The organism is Streptomyces sp. NPDC079020 (genome assembly GCF_044542225.1).
Classification (GTDB): domain Bacteria; phylum Actinomycetota; class Actinomycetes; order Streptomycetales; family Streptomycetaceae; genus Streptomyces.
In genome coordinates this window covers 124,077-141,718 of sequence record NZ_JBITUB010000006.1, presented here as the reverse complement: position 1 = coordinate 141,718, position 17,642 = coordinate 124,077, and the positions used below count along the sequence as shown (strand labels likewise).

14 protein-coding genes are annotated in these 17,642 nt (G+C 72.7%); 9 read left to right on the top strand and 5 right to left on the bottom strand.

Going from position 1 to position 17,642, the window contains the following annotated elements:
* Positions 1–225: 225 nt before the first annotated feature.
* The gene (locus ACIGJO_RS14615) at positions 226–786 is read right to left on the bottom strand and encodes a 2-oxo-4-hydroxy-4-carboxy-5-ureidoimidazoline decarboxylase (protein WP_399958133.1); all 561 of its coding nucleotides are present in this window, start codon (positions 784–786) and stop codon (positions 226–228) included.
* Positions 787–1,263: 477 nt separating this feature from the next.
* Here ACIGJO_RS14615 and ACIGJO_RS14610 point away from each other — a divergent pair, with 477 nt between their 5' ends.
* The 4 genes from ACIGJO_RS14610 (at position 1,264) to ACIGJO_RS14595 (ending at position 5,903) form a co-directional block, all read left to right on the top strand.
* Entirely contained in the window at positions 1,264–2,874 is a 1,611-nt protein-coding gene (locus tag ACIGJO_RS14610) for a glycoside hydrolase family 20 protein (protein WP_399957343.1), read from the top strand.
* A gap of 201 nt (positions 2,875–3,075) precedes the next feature.
* Positions 3,076–3,633, top strand: coding sequence for a hypothetical protein (locus ACIGJO_RS14605; protein ID WP_399957338.1), 558 nt, complete (start codon positions 3,076–3,078; stop codon positions 3,631–3,633).
* A 363-nt stretch (positions 3,634–3,996) separates the two neighbouring features.
* Positions 3,997–4,764, top strand: coding sequence for an RNA polymerase sigma factor (locus ACIGJO_RS14600; RefSeq protein ID WP_399957335.1), 768 nt, complete (start codon positions 3,997–3,999; stop codon positions 4,762–4,764).
* Positions 4,764–5,903 (top strand): hypothetical protein, encoded by a 1,140-nt coding sequence (locus ACIGJO_RS14595; RefSeq protein WP_399957332.1) that lies wholly within the window; start codon positions 4,764–4,766, stop codon positions 5,901–5,903. The genes ACIGJO_RS14600 and ACIGJO_RS14595 overlap by 1 nt, the downstream gene beginning before the upstream one ends.
* A gap of 211 nt (positions 5,904–6,114) precedes the next feature.
* Here ACIGJO_RS14595 and ACIGJO_RS14590 read toward each other — a convergent pair whose 3' ends face one another.
* Positions 6,115–6,984, bottom strand: a complete 870-nt coding sequence (locus ACIGJO_RS14590) for a L,D-transpeptidase family protein (protein WP_399958131.1) — start codon at positions 6,982–6,984, stop codon at positions 6,115–6,117.
* A gap of 394 nt (positions 6,985–7,378) precedes the next feature.
* On the opposite strand from ACIGJO_RS14590, the gene ACIGJO_RS14585 reads away from it, so the two are divergent.
* Both ACIGJO_RS14585 and leuE read left to right on the top strand, forming a co-directional pair.
* The gene (locus tag ACIGJO_RS14585; RefSeq protein ID WP_399957328.1) at positions 7,379–8,959 is read left to right on the top strand and encodes a methylmalonyl-CoA mutase; all 1,581 of its coding nucleotides are present in this window, start codon (positions 7,379–7,381) and stop codon (positions 8,957–8,959) included.
* A 136-nt stretch (positions 8,960–9,095) separates the two neighbouring features.
* Positions 9,096–9,761, top strand: a complete 666-nt coding sequence (gene leuE, locus ACIGJO_RS14580; protein WP_399957325.1) for a leucine efflux protein LeuE — start codon at positions 9,096–9,098, stop codon at positions 9,759–9,761.
* A gap of 80 nt (positions 9,762–9,841) precedes the next feature.
* On the opposite strand, the gene ACIGJO_RS14575 is transcribed toward leuE, so the two are convergent.
* The 3 genes from ACIGJO_RS14575 to ACIGJO_RS14565 all read right to left on the bottom strand — a co-directional run bounded on the left by ACIGJO_RS14575 (position 9,842) and on the right by ACIGJO_RS14565 (position 13,795).
* Complete coding sequence (locus tag ACIGJO_RS14575; protein ID WP_399957322.1) at positions 9,842–11,050, bottom strand: acyltransferase family protein; 1,209 nt, start codon at positions 11,048–11,050, stop codon at positions 9,842–9,844.
* Between the two features lie 388 nt (positions 11,051–11,438).
* On the bottom strand, positions 11,439–12,815 hold the full coding sequence (locus ACIGJO_RS14570) for a polysialyltransferase family glycosyltransferase (RefSeq protein ID WP_399957319.1): 1,377 nt from the start codon (positions 12,813–12,815) through the stop codon (positions 11,439–11,441).
* Positions 12,812–13,795, bottom strand: a complete 984-nt coding sequence (locus ACIGJO_RS14565; protein WP_399957316.1) for a glycosyltransferase family 2 protein — start codon at positions 13,793–13,795, stop codon at positions 12,812–12,814. The genes ACIGJO_RS14570 and ACIGJO_RS14565 overlap by 4 nt, the downstream gene beginning before the upstream one ends.
* Positions 13,796–13,982: 187 nt before the next feature.
* Between ACIGJO_RS14565 and ACIGJO_RS14560 the strand changes: the two genes are divergently transcribed.
* Genes ACIGJO_RS14560 through ACIGJO_RS14550 form a run of 3 tightly spaced genes read left to right on the top strand, consistent with a single transcriptional unit; the run spans position 13,983 to position 17,636 of the window.
* Positions 13,983–15,365: a DUF6716 putative glycosyltransferase gene (locus tag ACIGJO_RS14560; protein WP_399957313.1), complete on the top strand. Its 1,383-nt coding sequence runs from the start codon at positions 13,983–13,985 to the stop codon at positions 15,363–15,365.
* Between the two features lie 20 nt (positions 15,366–15,385).
* Positions 15,386–16,696 carry a cytidylyltransferase domain-containing protein gene (locus ACIGJO_RS14555; protein WP_399957310.1) on the top strand — a complete coding sequence of 437 codons (1,311 nt, stop codon included), beginning with the start codon at positions 15,386–15,388 and terminating at the stop codon, positions 16,694–16,696.
* A gap of 13 nt (positions 16,697–16,709) precedes the next feature.
* Positions 16,710–17,636: an N-acetylneuraminate synthase family protein gene (locus ACIGJO_RS14550; RefSeq protein ID WP_399957307.1), complete on the top strand. Its 927-nt coding sequence runs from the start codon at positions 16,710–16,712 to the stop codon at positions 17,634–17,636.
* Positions 17,637–17,642: the final 6 nt, after the last annotated feature.

Here is a 17,642-nt window from a genome sequence, read left to right as displayed (position 1 = left end):
CCGGCCCCGGCCATCGTAGCGACGCTTTGTCGGTTCGTTCGCGCCGGGGCCTCTGGTGTGATCAAAGTGGCAATCAAACAGGCACGGACGGGCTAGAGCGGGCGAAACCTCCCGTACCCCGTATCGGGCCGCCGGGGCCCGGCCGGATACGGGACGGCGGACCCGGGGCGGGCCCGCGAACGGCCGGCGGGAGAGCCCCCGAACGGAGCCGTGCGGGCCCGGTCCTCAGGGCGGACCCTGGAGCGGCCCGCCGTCCGGGCCCGCGGCCGTCACCAGTTCGATGATGCGGACCCGGGCGAGTCGTCGCATCTCCTCCGCCGTGACGGCCCGCTCCTCGTCCCGGTCGTGGGTCAGCCGGGTCCGCAGGCCTGCCAGCACCTGGTCCACCTGCTGCGAGGGCCGGGTCGGGTCCAGGCAGATCACGAACACATGGCCGAAGCGGCTCTCGTACTCGGCGTGCGCGGCCCGGAGCGCGAGCTGGGCGGCGTACGGCGCGTCATGGCGCAGGCGCGGGGCGCTCTCCCCGGCGAGCGCCTCGGCGATGTCCGCGGGGAACAGGTCGTAGACCGCTTCGTCGGACGCGGCGAGCAGTGCGCCGAGATCCGGGAACGGGCGGTGGGCGGCCATGCGCCGGGCCCAGCGGCGGCTGGCGCAGCACTCCAGCAGGGCCGCTTCGGCGGCGGCGCGCGGTGCGGCGTTGAGCCGGACGAGACCGGCCGGGTGGCCACCGGGCGGAGCGGGGGCGGGTGCGGGTGCCCCGGCACGGCCGCGGCACTGGACGGGTATGGCCGTCAGCCCGGCCGGCTGCGGTGATCGCTTCGGCAGGCCGGCGTGGGACTCGCTGGACCTGGACAGCGTGAACTCCTCGAATCAATGACTTCTGTGCCCCTGGAAGAGGGGCCTGAGAGCAACGAGGTTGCACGGAGTGGGAGTGAAAGGGGAGACGAATGTGTCGTAACGCTAGCGAGAGCGGGCTGCGGCCGTCCGGGAGACGCCGGAAAAATCACCCGGACGGGAGAGTTTCGGAACGGGTGGTGGGCGACGGGCGGCTGACCACCTGCCCCTCTTTCGATGCACTATGGGCGATGAGCAAATAGTTGAGCGTAATGCCCGCATTAGGGCAGCCTGCATTGGGTCGGCCTGCATTGGGCCAGCCCGCATTGGGTCAGCCCGTATTGAGCCAGCCCGCACGGGGCCCGGCCCCACGGGCCTGCCCGCCCCGCCCCGTCCCGCCCCCGCCCCCGATCCGGAGGATTCTGACCGATGTCGCCCTCACGCGGTGCCCTCGTGGCCGGTGCGGCCGTCACGGCCGCCGCAGCCGTCGCTCTCACCGTCGCCGTCTGGCCGGACGGCTCGGGCTCCGGGTCCACCGGCGGCGCGGCGTCGTCGCGCGCCTCCTCCTCGCCCTCGGCGGCGCCGACGCCCACCCGCAGCTACCCGCTGTCCACCGCACCCCGCTCCATCCCCGCCGTACGCGAGCACACCCCCGCCCGGGGGCCCGGCTGGCAGCCCGGACGCGACAGCACGGTCGTCATCGCCGACGGCAGCGAACGGCTGGCCGACGAGGCGAGGCTGCTCGCCGGGGAGCTGAAGATCCGCTACCGGGGCGCCGCGGCGGCCCGCGCCGGGGACGTCGAGCTGGCGCTCGGCACGGCGGCCGGGGGTGCCCCCGAGTCGTACACCCTCACCACCCGCGACCGGCGGGTCAGGATCAGCGGGCACGACGAGGCCGGGGTCTTCTACGGGACCCGCACCCTGAAACAGTCGCTGCGCGCCGACGGCACCATGCCGGAGGGCGTCGTCGAGGACACCCCCGACCGGCCGCAGCGCGGACTCAACCTCGACATCGCGCGCAAGCACTACACCATGTCCTGGATCGAGGACCGGGTGCGCGAGATGGCCGACCTCAAGCTCAACCAGCTCGGCCTGCACTTCTCCGACGACCAGGCCTTCCGGATCGCGTCCGAGTCCCACCCCGAGGTCGTCTCGCCCGAGCACCTGACCCGGGCCGAGGTCCGCCGTATCGTCGGTCTCGCCGCGAGCCTGCACATCGAGGTCGTCCCGGAGATCGACTCCCCGGGCCACCTGGGTGCCGTACTGCGCGCCCACCCGGACCTCCAGTTGCGCGACGCGCAGGGAGTGGCGTCGCCCGGATCCCTCGACATCTCGAAGCCGGGTGCGGCGGAACTCATCGACGAACTGCTCGACGAATACACCGAGCTGTTCCCCGGTGCCTACTGGCACCTGGGTGCGGACGAGTACCGCGCGCTGACGGTGCGCGACCCCGCCGCCTCGTACCCCCAGCTGCTCCGGGCCGCCCGGGAGAAGTACGGCGAGGGGGCCACGATCGAGGACCTGGCCACCGGGTGGCTCAACGACCGCGCGGAGGTGGTCCAGGCCAAGGGCCGTACGGCCAAGGCGTGGAACGACGGCTTCTTCCGCGGCGGCACCGTTCAGCCACGGAAGGACATCGAGGTCGAGTACTGGACGGGCAAGGAGATCGGCGCCCGGCCGCCGCAGGAGTATCTGGACGAGGGGCGCCCGGTGGTGAACCTCAACGACGAATTCCTCTATTACGTACTCGGCCAGCCCAACGACTTCGTCTATCCGACCGGCAAACGGATCTACGAGCAGTGGACCCCGCTCGTCCTGCGGGGCACCGAGCCGGTTCCCTCGCGCTACTCGAAGCAGATCCTGGGCGGCCGGTTCGCGGTCTGGGGCGACCTCCCGCAGGCGCAGACCGCGCAGCAGGTGGCCCAGGGGATCCGGATGCCGCTGCGGGCGACGGCCCAGAAGCTCTGGGTCCCGGGGAAGCCCGCGCTGACCTGGACGCAGTTCCAGCAGCTGGCCGGACGGATCGACGCCACGGGCTGAGCCGGATGCGGAAGGGGCCGCACCCGGCTCGGGCCGGTGTCCGCGCCGGTGGCGAGGGGCGGCGCACACCTGGCCCGGGGTCCCCGTACCCGGTGGCGAGGGGCGGCGCACACCTGGTCCGGGGTCCCCGTACTCTGTCGCCGCAACTGACGATTTTCAGCCACCCGGCGCAGTACGCGGTACGACCGAGGGAGACGTCGAATGAGTCTGCTGGAACTGATCGCCGTTGCCGACGAGCGGGCCCTGGCAGCCAGTGGGCTCGCCTGCCTGGAACGCTGTCTGCCGCCGCTCGGCGGGACCGCGGAACCCGGACCGCTGCGCCCGCTCTGGGCGAGCTGCGAGGACGGGCGGGAATGGGCCACCCGGCTCACGGCCGCCCGCACGGCGCCGGCCGGCGAGGACCTCGCGGACGGCCCGGCCGCACCGCTGCGCGGCCTGCTCGCCGCCGCCCCCTCGGACTTCGCCGCGGTTCCGCTGCGGGAGTGGGCCGACGCCTGCTCGCTCGCCGCCCTGGAGGTCCACCTGCGCTACGACGCACACGGGGACGAGGCGGCGCTGCGGCGCTGCCGGACCGGCGAGGAGAGCGGCATCGGCCCCCTCGTCGCCGGGGAACTGCGCCGTCAGACACAGATCCTGGAGATCCTCGCGGAGAGTGCCGGCACGCCGGGCAGCGGCGCCGGACTGCAACGGGCGCTCGGCCTGTCGACGGAGGGCCGGCGGGTGCTGCGCGCGGTGATGTCACGGCAGGCCCGGGGGTGATGCGGCGTATTGGGCCGGAACGAATCGGGTGAATTCCCGTAGGAGTCGGCCATGTGCCGGCCGTGCAGATGCCCCTCGGTCTTCGTTTCACCTTGGTCAGGGTGGTGGGAGAGGGACGACGACCGGGGCCGCCACCCCCCACAGGAGAGGCCCCGGTCGTCTTCCACGGGGTCGCAGCACGACCCCGTACTCATCTCAGCGCCGCGGCTGCGTTTTCTGTCACACCGCGCGTGTCAGCGAACTGTTGCGGGTTGTACAAGCCATGGACGTGACACCCGCCGAGCACGTAGCGTGCTGAGTCGCGCAGAGTGGCGCAGCAGTGGTGACCAGCTGCGATTCAGGACATCAGGGCGGGTTGAGGGAGTGCTGGGGGACGACGCGGAGCTGACTGCCGCGGTGCTCGCGGCGCAGGACGGGGACGAGGACGCCTTCCGTGCTGTGTACCGCGCGGTGCAGCCGCGGCTGTTGGGCTACATACGGACACTGGTGGGGGAGCCGGACGCGGAGGACGTGGCGTCCGAGTCCTGGCTGCAGATAGCCAGGGACCTCGGCCGGTTCAGCGGTGACGCCGACCGGTTCCGCGGATGGGCGGCCCGGATCGCGCGCAACCGCTCCCTGGACCATCTGCGGATGCGCAGCAGGCGCCCCGCCATCGGCGGCGACGAGTCCGAACTGACCAGCAGGCCGGGCGACTCGGACACCGCGGGCGACGCCATCGAGGCCCTGGACACCGACCGCACCATGTCGCTCATCGCCCAGCTGCCGCAGGACCAGGCCGAGGCCGTCGTCCTGCGGGTGGTGGTCGGCCTGGACGCGAAGAGCGCGGCGCAGACCCTGGGCAAGCGGCCCGGCGCCGTACGCACCGCCGCGCACCGTGGCCTGAAACGGCTGGCGGAGCTGCTCGGCGCGGACCAGCCGGGGGAGACGGCGGACCGGACCCCGGACCCGGGTCGGACCGCCGACCGGGCGGCGGAGCCGGGGCCGGACGGCGGCGCAGGTCAGGGCGGAGCCGGGGGAGCGGAACTGGGTGCTCTGCCCGCGCAGCGCCCCGGACGTAATGGTTCGGCGGCACCCGCCGGTGTTACTCCCGGTGTGACGCATTCACGCCCGTGGACGCAGAAGGACATGTGATGGCCGACGAGCACTACGAGTGGCTTGACAAGGACGCGGCGGAGAGATTGCTCCGCGGCGAACCGGTCGTACCCGTCGACGATCACGCCCGCACCGACGCCCTGCGGCTCACCCGGGCGCTGGGCGAGGTCCGGTCCGCCGCCCGCCCGCACGGCGGTGAACTGCCGGGCGAGGACAGGGTGCTCGCCGCTTTCCGGCAGGCGGGCCACGGGGCCGGGGCGAACGCCCGCGCCGCGAAGAGATCCGCGGCGGCGCACGGACAGCCCGGACTGCTGGACTCCGTGCGGATCGGCGGCGCGGGCTCCGTACCGTCCCGCCGCTCGCGCTGGAGCCGCCCCGTGCGCTTCGGCCTGGTCGTCTCGCTCGCGGGCTGCGCACTCGGCGGGGTGGCGGTCGCGGCCGGGACCGGCATCATCACCGGGCCGTTCGGCGGCCGGGACACCCCGGCCCCGGCGGCCTCCGTCTCGGCCGCCGCGTCGCCCAGGGAACTGGGCTCCGGGCAGCCGGACGACGGCGGACCGTCCGCCGGCCCGTCCGCTCCGGCCGACCCCGGCACCACACCCGACGCCTCCCGCTCGCCCGGGGACGGGCGGACCGGGGTGGACGGCACCGACCGCCGGCGCACCGACGACAGCACCGGGGCCGGGACCGCCACGGGCGGCGGCACGCACCGGCCGGACGGCGCCGGACCCACGGCCGGCTCGGGGGACGACGCCGACGCCGAGGACCTGCCCGACGGCTCCGACGACGCCGCGTCCGGCAAGTGGTACGAGAAGTCGGTCAAGGCCTGCCAGGACTACCGCGACGGCAAGCTCGACGAGACCAGCAGGCGCCGCCTCATCCGGCTGGCGAAGGGCGAGAAAAATCTGGAACGGTTCTGCGAGCGGCTCCTGGACGGGGCCGACGGGGACGGCCAGGGCGGCGACGGCGACAACGGCGGCGACGGCGAACAGGGGGAGGGCGGGGGCAACGGCGGTTCGCTCCCGGCGATCTCCTTCCACCCCCAGCCCGCGGGCGCCGGAGCGGCCCCGGGCGCGGGTACGGGCTCGTTCGCCGGGCCGGCCGGCGGCCGGGAAGGCGCCGCCGCCTCGTCCGCGGCCCCGCAGTCCCTGGCACCGAACGCCTCGGCCACTCGCTGACCTGCGGTTTTCGCTGCACCCGGAAGGGCCTCACCCATAAGGTGTGACGTTTTTCGGCGGCGGGGCGCAGTAGAGAGTGAGCCGACTGGTCATCGGCCGCGCTATGAGCCGGGGTTCCCCCCGTACCTACGGCTCGGCGCATCGGCGCGGGCGGGACACGTTCCCCCGGTCCCGTCCGCGCCCCCTTCCTCTCCTCCGGCGACGGCGCCCGCTACCAGTAGATGACGACCTTGTCGCCGTTCTTCACCTGTGCGTACAGCGCGGCGATCTTCCCCTCGTCCCGGACGTTCACGCAGCCGTGCGAGGCGCCGCTGTAGCCGCGGGCCGCGAAGTCCGAGGAGTAGTGCACCGCCTGGCCGCCGCTGAAGAACATCGCGTACGGCATCGGCGAGTCGTAGAGCGTCGAGACATGGTGCCGGGACTTCCAGTACACGGCGAACGTCCCCTCGCGGGTGGGTGTGTACTGCGAGCCGAAGCGCACGTCCATCGAGGAGACGACCCGGCCGTCGATCATCCACGACAGGGTCCGGCTGTTCTTGCTGATGCACAGGACCCGCCCCGTCATGCACCGCTCGTCCGGCTCCGTCGCCGGCCGCTCGGTCGGCGGGTCCAGCTCGGCGGCCGTCGGCGTCCGGGTCATGCCGAGCAGCTTCTGCCAGGTGACGGCGTCGGTGCTGCCGGTGCGGTCGAGGCCCCGCTTGCCCTGGAAGGACTGGACGGCCGTGACGGTGACGGTGCCGTAGTAGCCGGTGGGGGTGCGGTCGAAGTGGCCGATCTGGCGGAGCCGGGCCTGGAGTTCCCGTACCTGCTTGCCCTGTGACCCGGTCTTCATCAGGACCGCCGGCCGCGGCGTGGGCGGTGCGGTGCTCGGCTGCGGCGCGCTCGCGGTCGCCGAGGGCGTCGCGGAGGGCGTCGCGGAGGGGCCGCCGCCCGGCTTGGCGTCGTCGGAGGGAGTGGCGAAGGGGCGCGGGGTGGGGCTCGCCGCCGGCCCGCCGGAGGTCCGGCCGGGCGGTGGCACCGGCTGCGTACCCTGGGCGGCCTGGGCCCTGCAGCCTGCCGCCAGCGCGGTGACGGCGAGCATGCCGACCGCCGCCCGCGTCGCGGCGGTGCGCCTCCCGCGGCGCGGGCGCACACCCGGACCGCCGCCGCTCACCCCGCTCCCGCGGCTCACCCCGCCCGTACCGCTGCCGCGGCCCTTACCGCTTCCACCGCTCACAGTTCTGACTGTCATCCTCGGTCCCCCTGCCTCGCCCGGTGGTTCCGGCGTCCCGCCCGGTGGTTCCGGTGTCTCCTTGGACGGATTCCCGCCCTGCCCGGTTGCCGAATCCTGCGCATGATGGGAACGGCGCGTCCAGACCGGCACGGGTCCTGTGAGCAAGGTCCCAGCCGGTGGCTCTCCACCGGTCGCGCGGGCGCCGCTACAGTCCGTCGCGAGATTTGTTACCAGTAGGTAGCTTGAAGGGGAGGCACATCAGATGACGCGAGAGTCCGAGTCGGGACTGCCCATCGAGCCGGTGTACGGGCCGGACGCGCTCGACGGCTGGCAGGCGGCCCAGAAGCTCGGCGAGCCGGGCGCGTACCCCTTCACCCGCGGTGTCTACCCGACGATGTACACCGGGCGGCCCTGGACGATGCGCCAGTACGCCGGTTTCGGCACCGCCACCGAGTCGAACGCCCGCTATCAGCAGCTCATCGCCAACGGCACCATGGGTCTGTCGGTCGCCTTCGACCTGCCCACCCAGATGGGCCACGACTCCGACGCCCCGATCGCCTCGGGCGAGGTCGGCAAGGTCGGGGTGGCGATCGACTCGCTCGACGACATGCGCGTCCTGTTCGGCGGGATTCCGCTGGACAAGGTCTCCACCTCCATGACCATCAACGCCCCCGCCGCACTCCTGCTGCTCCTCTACCAACTGGTCGGCGAGGAGCAGGGCGTCCCCGCGGACCGGCTCACCGGAACCATCCAGAACGATGTGCTCAAGGAGTACATCGCCCGCGGCACCTACATCTTCCCGCCGGCGCCCTCGCTCCGGCTGATCGCGGACATCTTCAAGTACTGCCAGGCCGAGATCCCCCGGTGGAACACCATCTCCATCTCCGGCTATCACATGGCCGAGGCCGGAGCCTCGCCCGCGCAGGAGATCGCCTTCACCCTCGCGGACGGCATCGAGTACGTCCGTACGGCGGTGGCGGCGGGCATGGACGTCGACGACTTCGCCCCACGCCTCTCCTTCTTCTTCGTCGCCCGCACCACGATCCTCGAAGAGGTCGCCAAATTCCGGGCCGCCCGCCGGATCTGGGCCCGGGTGATGAAGGAGGAGTTCGGCGCGAAGAACCCCAAGTCGCTGATGCTGCGCTTCCACACCCAGACCGCGGGCGTCCAGCTCACCGCCCAGCAGCCCGAGGTCAATCTGGTCCGCGTCGCCGTCCAGGGCCTGGGCGCGGTCCTCGGCGGCACCCAGTCCCTGCACACCAACTCCTTCGACGAGGCCATCGCGCTGCCCACCGACAAGTCCGCCCGCCTCGCGCTGCGCACCCAGCAGGTCCTCGCGTACGAGACGGACGTCACGGCCACCGTCGATCCGTTCGCCGGGTCGTACGTCGTCGAGAGCATGACGGACGACGTGGAGGAGGCCGCCCTCGGACTGATGCGCAAGGTCGAGGACATGGGCGGCGCGGTCAGCGCGATCGAGCGCGGTTTCCAGAAGGGCGAGATCGAGCGCAGCGCGTACCGCATCGCGCAGGAGACCGACAGCGGCGAGCGCGTCGTCGTCGGCGTCAACCGCTTCCGGCTCGACGAGGAGGAGCCGTACGAGCCGCTGCGCGTGGACCCGGAGATCGAGGCCCAGCAGGCCCGGCGGCTGGCCGCGCTCCGTGCCGGACGCGATCAGGAGGCGGTCGACGCCGCGCTGGTGCGGCTGAAGGAGGCGGCGGGGGGAAGCGACAACGTGCTGTACCCGATGAAGGACGCGCTCAAGGCGCGGGCGACGGTGGGAGAGGTCTGCGACGCGCTGCGGGAGGTCTGGGGGACGTACGTGCCCACGGACGCCTTCTGATGCCTCCCCCCTCGATGTCCTCTGGCGTCCGCTTGGCGTCCGCTGGGTGTCCTCTGACTTCCTCCTGGCGTTCTCCGGCGTCTCCCGCAGTGAAACACCGGGACGGAGTGTCGTGCCTCCGTGCGACACTCCGTCCATGCTGGGTGTCACCGATCTTCCGACCTATCTCGCCGGCCTGGTGCTGATCGTCCTTCTGCCGGGGCCGAATTCGCTGTACGTGCTCTCCGTCGCCGCCCGGCGCGGTGTACGGACCGGCTATGTGGCCGCCGCCGGTGTCTGGACCGGGGACACGGTCCTGATGACGCTCTCCGCGCTGGGCGCCGCCTCCCTGCTCCAGACGACTCCGCTGCTGTTCACGCTCGTCAAGTACGCGGGAGCGGGCTATCTGACCTGGCTGGCCATCGGGATGCTGCGGGCGGCCGGGTCGCTGTGGCGCGATCGGCACCGGCGGGTGGCCGAGCTGACGGACGAGGCCGGGACGCCGCAGGCGGCGGCCGAGATGGAGCGGCCCTACCGGCGGGCGCTGGTGGTCAGCCTGTTCAACCCGAAGGCGATCCTGTTCGTGATTTCCTTCTTCGTCCAGTTCGTCGACCCCGGCTACGCCTACCCGGCCCTGTCCTTCCTCCTGCTGGGCACGCTGCTCCAGTTCGCCAGCTTCCTGTACCTGTCGATGCTCATATTCGGGGGCACCCGCATGGCCTCCGCGTTCCGCCGCCGCAAGCGGCTCTCGGCGGGGGCCACTTCGGCGGCCGGCGTGCTGTTCCTCGGATTCGCGGCGAAGCTCTCGTTCAGCAGTATCTGACCGCCGGGGCCCGGCGGATCGGCGGCGTCCGACGGCCGGCCCGGCAGTTCGGCGGTGTCCGACCGCCGGCCCCGCCGGAATCAGCCGCGCTTGAGGTCGAGGGAGGCCCGGGAGAGGGCGCCCCGCAGCAGCGGGGTGAACCGCCGCTCCACGAAGCGGTGCAGCAGCCAGGCCAGCGCCAGCATCGCCGCCACTGTCAGCGCGAACGTCGCCCAGGCCGGTACACCCAGGTCCCGGTGCAGGACACCCACGACCACCCAGCCGAGGTGCTCGTGCACCAGGTAGAAGGGGTACGTCAGTGCCCCGGCGACCGTCAGCCACGGCCAGTCGATCCGGTTCAGGGCCCCCAGCGCGATGGCCGCGACCGCGGCGAAGCCCGCCGTCACGACCAGGACGATCACCGTGGCGGAACGGTAGGAGAAGGCGTCCGGGCCGGCCGGGTGCCACAGGTCCGCCACCGCGTAGTGCTGGCCCAGCAGCCAGCTCACCCCGACGATGCCCCAGGCCGTCGCGTCCCGGCGGTCCCGGTGCACGAGATAGAGGCCGATGCCGCCGATGAAGTACGGGGCGTACTCCGGCATCAGCAGCACATCGAGGAACGGCTCGCCCGAGGCCTTCGCCAGTGCCGCCGCCAGCGTCCACACGGCGCAGAACAGCACCACCCGCCGCCGGTTCGCCCCGGGCAGCACGACGCACAGGGCGAACAGGGCGTAGAACCGCACCTCCGCCCAGAGCGTCCAGCACACCCCCAGCACCCGGTCCACGCCCAACGGCTGCTGGAGCAGCGTCATGTTGACCAGCGCGTCACTGGGCGACACCGCCTCGTACGCCACCCAGGGCAGCGCGAAGACGAAGGTCACCAGGGCGACGGCCACCCAGTACGCGGGCATCAGCCGGGAGACCCGCGAGGCGAAGAACGCGTTCAGCGAACGGCCCCAGCCGCTCATGCAGATCACGAAACCGCTGATCACGAAGAAGATCTGCACCCCGAGACAGCCATAGGCGAACCAGCTGTGGGCGGTCGGGAACTGCACCGCCGCGGAACTGCCCCACGCCTCGGTGATGTCACCGCCCCGGCCCCCGTAGTGGTAGCCCGCGACCATCAGCGCGGCCAGCAGCCGCAGTCCGTCCAGGGCGCGCATCCGGACCTTCGGCCGGGCGGGCGACGGGTCCCGCGGCAGGGCTCCGGACGGTCTCTCCGGGGTGCCCGCCGGGGTGCTCCTGGGGTCGGAGAGGGGGAGCGTGGCGGCGCGGGCCGCCGTGCCCGCGTCCTGCGGTGTGATGGTCAAGGCCACTCCATTTCAGCCGGTGCGCCGCGTCAGCGTAGGGCGCGGAGAGGGGCCAAAACGCCCGGGAGGCACGCAGTTTCCCGGGTCGACAGGGCGAGTTCATCCAAGGGCCGTCCAGGTTTCCTACGGTGACGCGAAACCGAGACCCGCCCTGCGGACTCCCGCCACCGGCCTCGTCCCGCCCGCCGAGGGACCCGCCTCCGGCCGGCTCGCCCATGTCGCCTTCTCCATGGAGCGCCAGGGCAACGCGGGCGACAAGCTGCTGCCCGAGAGCGTACGGCCGGCCTTCGGCCGGACCACCGGACCCGCCCCGTCGGCCGTCAGCCGTCAGCCGTCAGCCGTCAGCCGTCAGCCGTCAGCGTCGGCCATCGGCAGTCGCCCGCGACGGCTACCCGCGCACCGTGCGCCGCAGCGACCGCGCCCGCTTCGCCACCCTGCGTACCGTCGCGTTGCGCGGCAGGAACGCGAACTGGGACGGCACCGCCCCCGGCAGCGCCAGCGCGGTGAGCCGGCGCCGCTTGAAGTACCGCCGGGTCACCGGCGTCAGCCGGTCGGAGAGATACCGTTCCGCCTCCGGCCGCAGCTGCGGATATATCCGGGGCTGCATGGCGTACCCGACCGCCCGGACCAGCGCGGACACCTCCTGCTCGCCGCCGTCCGATGGCCGCTGGGCCAGCACCGCCGCCCGGTCCTCCAGCTCCGGCAGCAGGGCGTCCACCAGGGTGACCGGCATCCGGTTGCTGTTCTCGTACGGGGCGAGCCGGTCCAGCAGCAGTTCCGTACCGACCCGGGCGACCGGCAGCCCGTAGAACGCGGACGCGGTGAGCAGCGCCGTGGAGAAGCAGCCGACGACCAGCGCGGGCCGCATCCGTTCGTAGAGGACCTCCGCGAGGACCGGCGCGGTGAGGATCCCGGCGTCCAGCACGGTCAGTTCGGCACCGAGCCGCTCCGCCTCCGCCTCCATCGCCCTCGACCACTGGGCCGGAGCCGTCGGGTGCGGTTTGAACACCAGGCGGGTGTGGCCGAGCGCCACCGCGCCCCGCATCATCCGCAGGTGCAGGTTCTCCTCCTCGGCGGCGGAGATGAGCCCCAGCGCGGAGAGGTACTGGCCCAGCAGCAGCGCGGGCGACTCCACCGACGGCAGGCGGGCCGGCACGCCCGCCAGTTCGGCCAGCACCTCGCGGAAGGCCTCGGTCCGCACGATCTGCGGCACCACGTCGAACTCGGTGAGCAGCAGCGGCTTCAGACCCGGCACCAGATCCAGATGCAGCAGCCGCCCCACCCGCGTCCCGACCAGCGGGTCGATCTTGTTGCGGGTCGGCCCGTAGCTCATCAGCCCGTCGGCGTACACATCGACCGGCGCGCCGGTGAAGATCTGGGCGATCGCCATGGCCGGGTTGACCTGGACCGACTCGACGGCCAGCTCGACCTCGTCGTCGCCGAGCCCCCAGGCGAGCCGCAGATACCGCTCCCACAGGGGTACGTCGTCGGGGCGCGGCGCCCAGCCGCTCGGGTGGAAGGGGGCGATGGTCCCGTTCCAGGACACCACGTCGTCGAAACGGCCGCGCAGCCGCTCGAAGCCCGGCATCGCGTCGAGGGCGGGCGTGGTCTCCGGGATCGCGGCGTTGTTGCAGACGAGCAGGATGCGGCGGTCGGCCGGAGCGAAGCAGCCGGTGTCCAGGGCGGCGGCGAGCGTGGCCGCGCCGTAGAGGGTGGAGGCGGCGAAGATCTGGGTGGTGCGGCGGCGCGACGGGGACAGGCTCATGCTGCCGTCGCCTCCTTCGTGGCGACGGGCCGCCGGCGCAGCCGGCGCAGCAGGGTCGCGCGCTGGACGTCCATGGAGTCGAGCGCGTCGTCCAGCACCGGCTGGGGCATGCGCTTGAGTGCCGCCGCACTGAGCGATTTCAGAGTGCGGGCCACGGGCGGTTCGAACCTCTCGATCGAGCTCATGTGATGGGAAATGATCGCGCAGTACGTGCGTACCGCCTTCGGCAGCAGCACTTCCGCGTCGCGGTCCTCCGCGGTTTCCCGGACGACCTGGTCGAAGGAACGAATGAAGTCGAGCTGACGCACATCACCGATCTGTGTCAGTGAGGAAGCCACACCGCGCCGGTAGAAAATACCCAGCATTCCGAGTACCGCGAAGGAATCCGCGCTGCGGTGCAGCCGCCAGATCCACGGCCGGTCCTCGGCCGTGCGCAGGCCGTCGGTGAAATGCAGCAGCCCGCGGTCCAGCAGCCTGCGGTGGTAGAGGCCCGCCCAGGCGTACGGATAGTCCACCGACGTCGACCGGTCGGCGGGCAGGATCGCCTCGCGCGGGTCCATCACCCGCTCGCGCCCGCCGTGCGGGACGCGGTGCACCGTACGGCTGGTGCCCTCCACCTGGACATGGTCGGTGCGTACGAAGTCACAGCCCAACGCCTCGGTGCGGGCCAGGAGTTCGGCGTAGTGGCCGGGCGCCAGCCAGTCGTCGCCGTCCAGGAAGGCGAGGTACTGGCCGCGCGCCGCGTCCAGGCCCGTGTTGCGGGCGGTGGCCAGCCCCCCGTTCCGCTCGTGTCTGAGCAGGACCACCCCCGGGATGTCGTCCTGGGCCCGGCGCAGGATGTCCGCCGTCCCGTCGGTCGAACAGTCGTCGACAAGGATGAACTCGAAGTCCTCACGGGCATTGGCCCGTAGGCTTCTGAGCGTGTCGGGCGCGTATGTCTGCACGTTGTAGAACGGCACGATGACGGAGAGCTTAACCACCCGCATCACGCTAGGGCGATGCCCGGCATTTGCCTTGTCCCCAGGGGGGATGGTCGGTGAACGGCGAATGTCGGAATGATGAACCAGGACGAATCCGGGGCCGATTCGCCAAGCGTCGACGGGCTGTTAACCATTTGTTGCCGCTCCGTTGGGCCGCCCATTCGAATGCCTTCCTAACTTCTACGACGTGCCCCCACGTACCAGCAATACGGCCGATCCGGCCGAAACCGCCGCCGCGGACACCGCGGCGCTGCGGGTGGCCGTCCTCGCCGACTCCGACACCCGGTGGAAATGGGGCGCGCTCACCGCGCGCCGTCTGACCGCCGAGGCCGGCGCCGCCGCCCGCCCCGTACAGATGAGCGGACTGCTGCTGCGCGGCCGGGCCACCCCCACACCGCGGCAGCTCGCCGAGGTCGGCGAGGTCGGCATCGACGCCGGCCGGGTGCGCGAGGTGACCGCAGTCGAGTTCCTGCACACGGTGCGCGAGGAGGCGTACGACCTCGTCGTGCTCTCCCTCGTCGGCGGCGGGGTCCAGGCCATGCTGCACGGCCTCGCCGCCCTGCGGCTGCCCCGCAGACCCGTGATCGTCACCGGCTATGTGGGCGTCGTCTACGAGAAGCTGGCCGACGGGCTCCTGCTGCGGCACGGCGCCGATGTCGTCCTCGCCAACTCCCGCCACGACGCGGAGCGGTTCCGCGCGGTGTACGAGGGAGTGGGCGCCGACGCCTCGGCCGTCACGGAGGCGGCGCTGCCCTTCCTCGGCGGCGAGCCGCACCGGCCCCAGGAGGGCCGCGACACCGTCGTGTTCGCCGCCCAGCCCTCCGTACCCGCGTCCCGCGCCGACCGCACGTACCTGCTGCGCAGGCTCGTCGAGCACGCCCGGCTGCACCCGCGCCGCGAGGTGCTGCTGAAGCTGCGCTCCAAGCCGGGCGAGCACACCACGCACATCGAGGAGTTGCCCTACCAGCGCCTCGCCGAGAGGCTGCCCGGCGGCCTGCCGCCCAACTTCCGTCTGGTGTACGGGCACATGGGCGAGGTCCTGGACCGCACCGACCTGCTGGTCACGGTCTCCTCGACGGCCGCGCTGGAGTCCCTGCACCGGCGCATCCCGACCGCCGTCCTCACCGACCTCGGCGTCCGCGAGACCCTCGGCAACCACCACTTCGTCGGCTCCGGGCTGCTCACCTCCTGGGACCGGCTCGACGGCGGTTTCCGCCCGCGGCCCGACGAGGAGTGGCTGGCCGGCCAGGGGGTCGCCGCCGACGGCACGTACGAGGGCGCCTACGACCGGGCCCGTGCCGCGGTCGGGGCGCTGCTGGCACGCGGCGACCGGCTCCCGGCCCTGTCGCCCTACTACACGCCCGCCACCGCCCCCGGCTATCTGCCCGGCATCCTCGCCCGCCACCACCTGGCCCCCGACGGTCATCCGCTGCCCGGCGCGGCGGCCCCCCAGGAGACCGGCCGGGTACGGGGCGCGGTGCGCGAGACCGTACGCAACGCGGCACGCGGCGCCTACCGCCAGGGCGTCCAGCGGGTAGCCCCCGTGATCCGCCGGATGGGCGAGCTGTGACCACCACTTCAGGAGCATCCATGACGCCGCCGCAGACCTCCCCGACGACGCCGGACCCCGCGCGGACACCGGCCCGGAACCCCTCGAAGCCCACCGTGCTCGCGGTGATCCCCGCCCGCGGCGGATCCAAGGGAGTCCCCGCCAAGAACCTCGCCCAGGTCGGCGGTGTGCCGCTGGTCGCCCGCGCGGTCCGCGCCTGCCTCGGCGCCCCCGAGGTCACCGACGTCGTCGTCACGACGGACGACGCGGCCATCGCCGGGGCGGCCCGGACGGCGGCCGAGGCGTACGGCGCCGCCCACCGGCTGCACTGCGTCCAGCGCCCCGCGGCCATCGCCGGGGACACCGCCACCAGCGAGGCGGCCGTCCTGCACGCCCTCGACGCGTACGAGGCCATGCACGGCCGGAGCGTGGACGTGGTGCTGCTGGTCCAGTGCACCAGCCCGTTCGTCACCCGCGAGGACATCGACGGCGTCGCCGTCGCCGTCGCCCACGGGGGCGCCGACACGGCCGTCACCGTCGCCCCGTTCCACGGCTTCGTGTGGCGCGACGGCGCCGCGGTGGAGGAGGGCAGCTACGGCGTCAACCACGACAAGGCCGTCCGCCCCATGCGCCAGGCCCGCCCCCAGGACCTGCTGGAGACCGGCGCCGCCTACGCCATGGACGTGGCCGGCTTCCGTACCCACCGCCACCGCTTCTTCGGCCACACCGCGCTGGTCCGTACGGACCCGGCCCGGGTGCTGGAGATCGACGACCCGCACGACCTCGACCGCGCCCGCGTGCTCGCCCCGCTCCTGGACCCGGCCCCGCTGCCCGCCCGCGCGGACATCGACGCCGTCGTCCTGGACTTCGACGGAACCCAGACCGACGACCGGGTCATGATCGACTCCGAGGGCCGCGAGACCGTCTCCGTACACCGGGGCGACGGCCTGGGCATCGCTGCGATGCGCAGGGCGGGCCTCCCGCTGCTGATCCTCTCCACGGAGCGGAACCCGGTCGTCGCCGCCCGCGCCCGCAAGCTCAAGGTTCCCGTCCTGCACGGCATCGACCGCAAGGACGAGGCGCTCAAGCAGTGGTGCGACGAACAGTCCATCGCACCCGAGCGCGTCCTCTACGTCGGCAACGACGTCAACGACCTGCCCTGCTTCGACCTCGCGGGCTGGCCCGTCGCGGTCGCCGACGCCCATGACTCGGTACGCGCCGCGGCGCGCGCCGTCACGACCACCCCCGGCGGGTTCGGCGCCATCCGCGAGATCGCGGCCTGGCTGCTGGGCCCCACCCTCACCACCACGGCCCCGGCCGTTCCCCCTGTCCCCACCGTCCCCACCAAGTAAGGAACGCACCACCATGAACATCTCCCGCCTGCGCACCTTCGGCACCCGCACCGCCGGCCCCGGCCGCCCCGTCTACATCACCGGCGAGATCGGCATCAACCACAACGGCGACCTCGACAACGCCCTCGCGCTGATCGACGTGGCCGCCGAAGCCGGCTGCGACGCCGTCAAGTTCCAGAAGCGCACCCCGGAGATCTGCACCCCGCGCGACCAGTGGGACATCGAGCGCGACACCCCCTGGGGCCGGATGACGTACATCGACTACCGCCACCGCGTCGAGTTCGGCGAGGACGAGTACCGCACCATCGCCGAGCACTGCGCCAAGCGCGGCATCGACTGGTTCGCCTCCCCGTGGGACACCGAGGCCGTCGCGTTCCTGGAGAAGTTCGACGTCCCCGCGCACAAGGTGGCCTCGGCCTCCCTCACCGACGACGAGCTGCTGCGCGCGCTGCGCGCCACCGGCCGCACCGTCATCCTCTCCACCGGCATGTCGACCACGCGCCAGATCCGCCACGCGGTGGAGGTCCTGGGCTCGGACAACATCCTGCTCTGCCACGCCACGTCGACGTACCCGGCGAAGGCCGAGGAGCTGAACCTGCGGGTCATCAACACCCTCCAGCAGGAGTACCCCAACGTCCCGATCGGCTACAGCGGCCACGAGACCGGTCTGCAGACCACCCTGGCCGCCGTCGCGCTCGGCGCCACGTTCGTCGAGCGTCACATCACCCTGGACCGCGCCATGTGGGGCTCCGACCAGGCCGCCTCCGTCGAGCCGCAGGGCCTGACCCGCCTGGTCCGCGACATCCGCACCATCGAGGCCTCCCTCGGCGACGGCGTCAAGAAGGTGTACGAGTCGGAGCTCGGCCCGATGAAGAAGCTCCGCCGCGTCGCGGGCGTCGTCGCCGAGAGCGACGCGGCCCCCGAGCCGGTCGCGGTCTGAGCGCCG

Coding starts and splice junctions, on each gene's coding strand:
- ACIGJO_RS14550 (WP_399957307.1), top strand. CDS start 16,710: ATGAACATCTCCCGCCTGCGCACCTTCGGCACCCGCACCGCCGGCCCC.
- leuE (WP_399957325.1), top strand. CDS start 9,096: ATGCTGGGTGTCACCGATCTTCCGACCTATCTCGCCGGCCTGGTGCTG.
- ACIGJO_RS14555 (WP_399957310.1), top strand. CDS start 15,386: ATGACGCCGCCGCAGACCTCCCCGACGACGCCGGACCCCGCGCGGACA.
- ACIGJO_RS14585 (WP_399957328.1), top strand. CDS start 7,379: ATGACGCGAGAGTCCGAGTCGGGACTGCCCATCGAGCCGGTGTACGGG.
- ACIGJO_RS14610 (WP_399957343.1), top strand. CDS start 1,264: ATGTCGCCCTCACGCGGTGCCCTCGTGGCCGGTGCGGCCGTCACGGCC.
- ACIGJO_RS14590 (WP_399958131.1), bottom strand. CDS start 6,984: ATGCTCGCCGTCACCGCGCTGGCGGCAGGCTGCAGGGCCCAGGCCGCC.
- ACIGJO_RS14570 (WP_399957319.1), bottom strand. CDS start 12,815: ATGAGCCTGTCCCCGTCGCGCCGCCGCACCACCCAGATCTTCGCCGCC.
- ACIGJO_RS14595 (WP_399957332.1), top strand. CDS start 4,764: ATGGCCGACGAGCACTACGAGTGGCTTGACAAGGACGCGGCGGAGAGA.
- ACIGJO_RS14605 (WP_399957338.1), top strand. CDS start 3,076: ATGAGTCTGCTGGAACTGATCGCCGTTGCCGACGAGCGGGCCCTGGCA.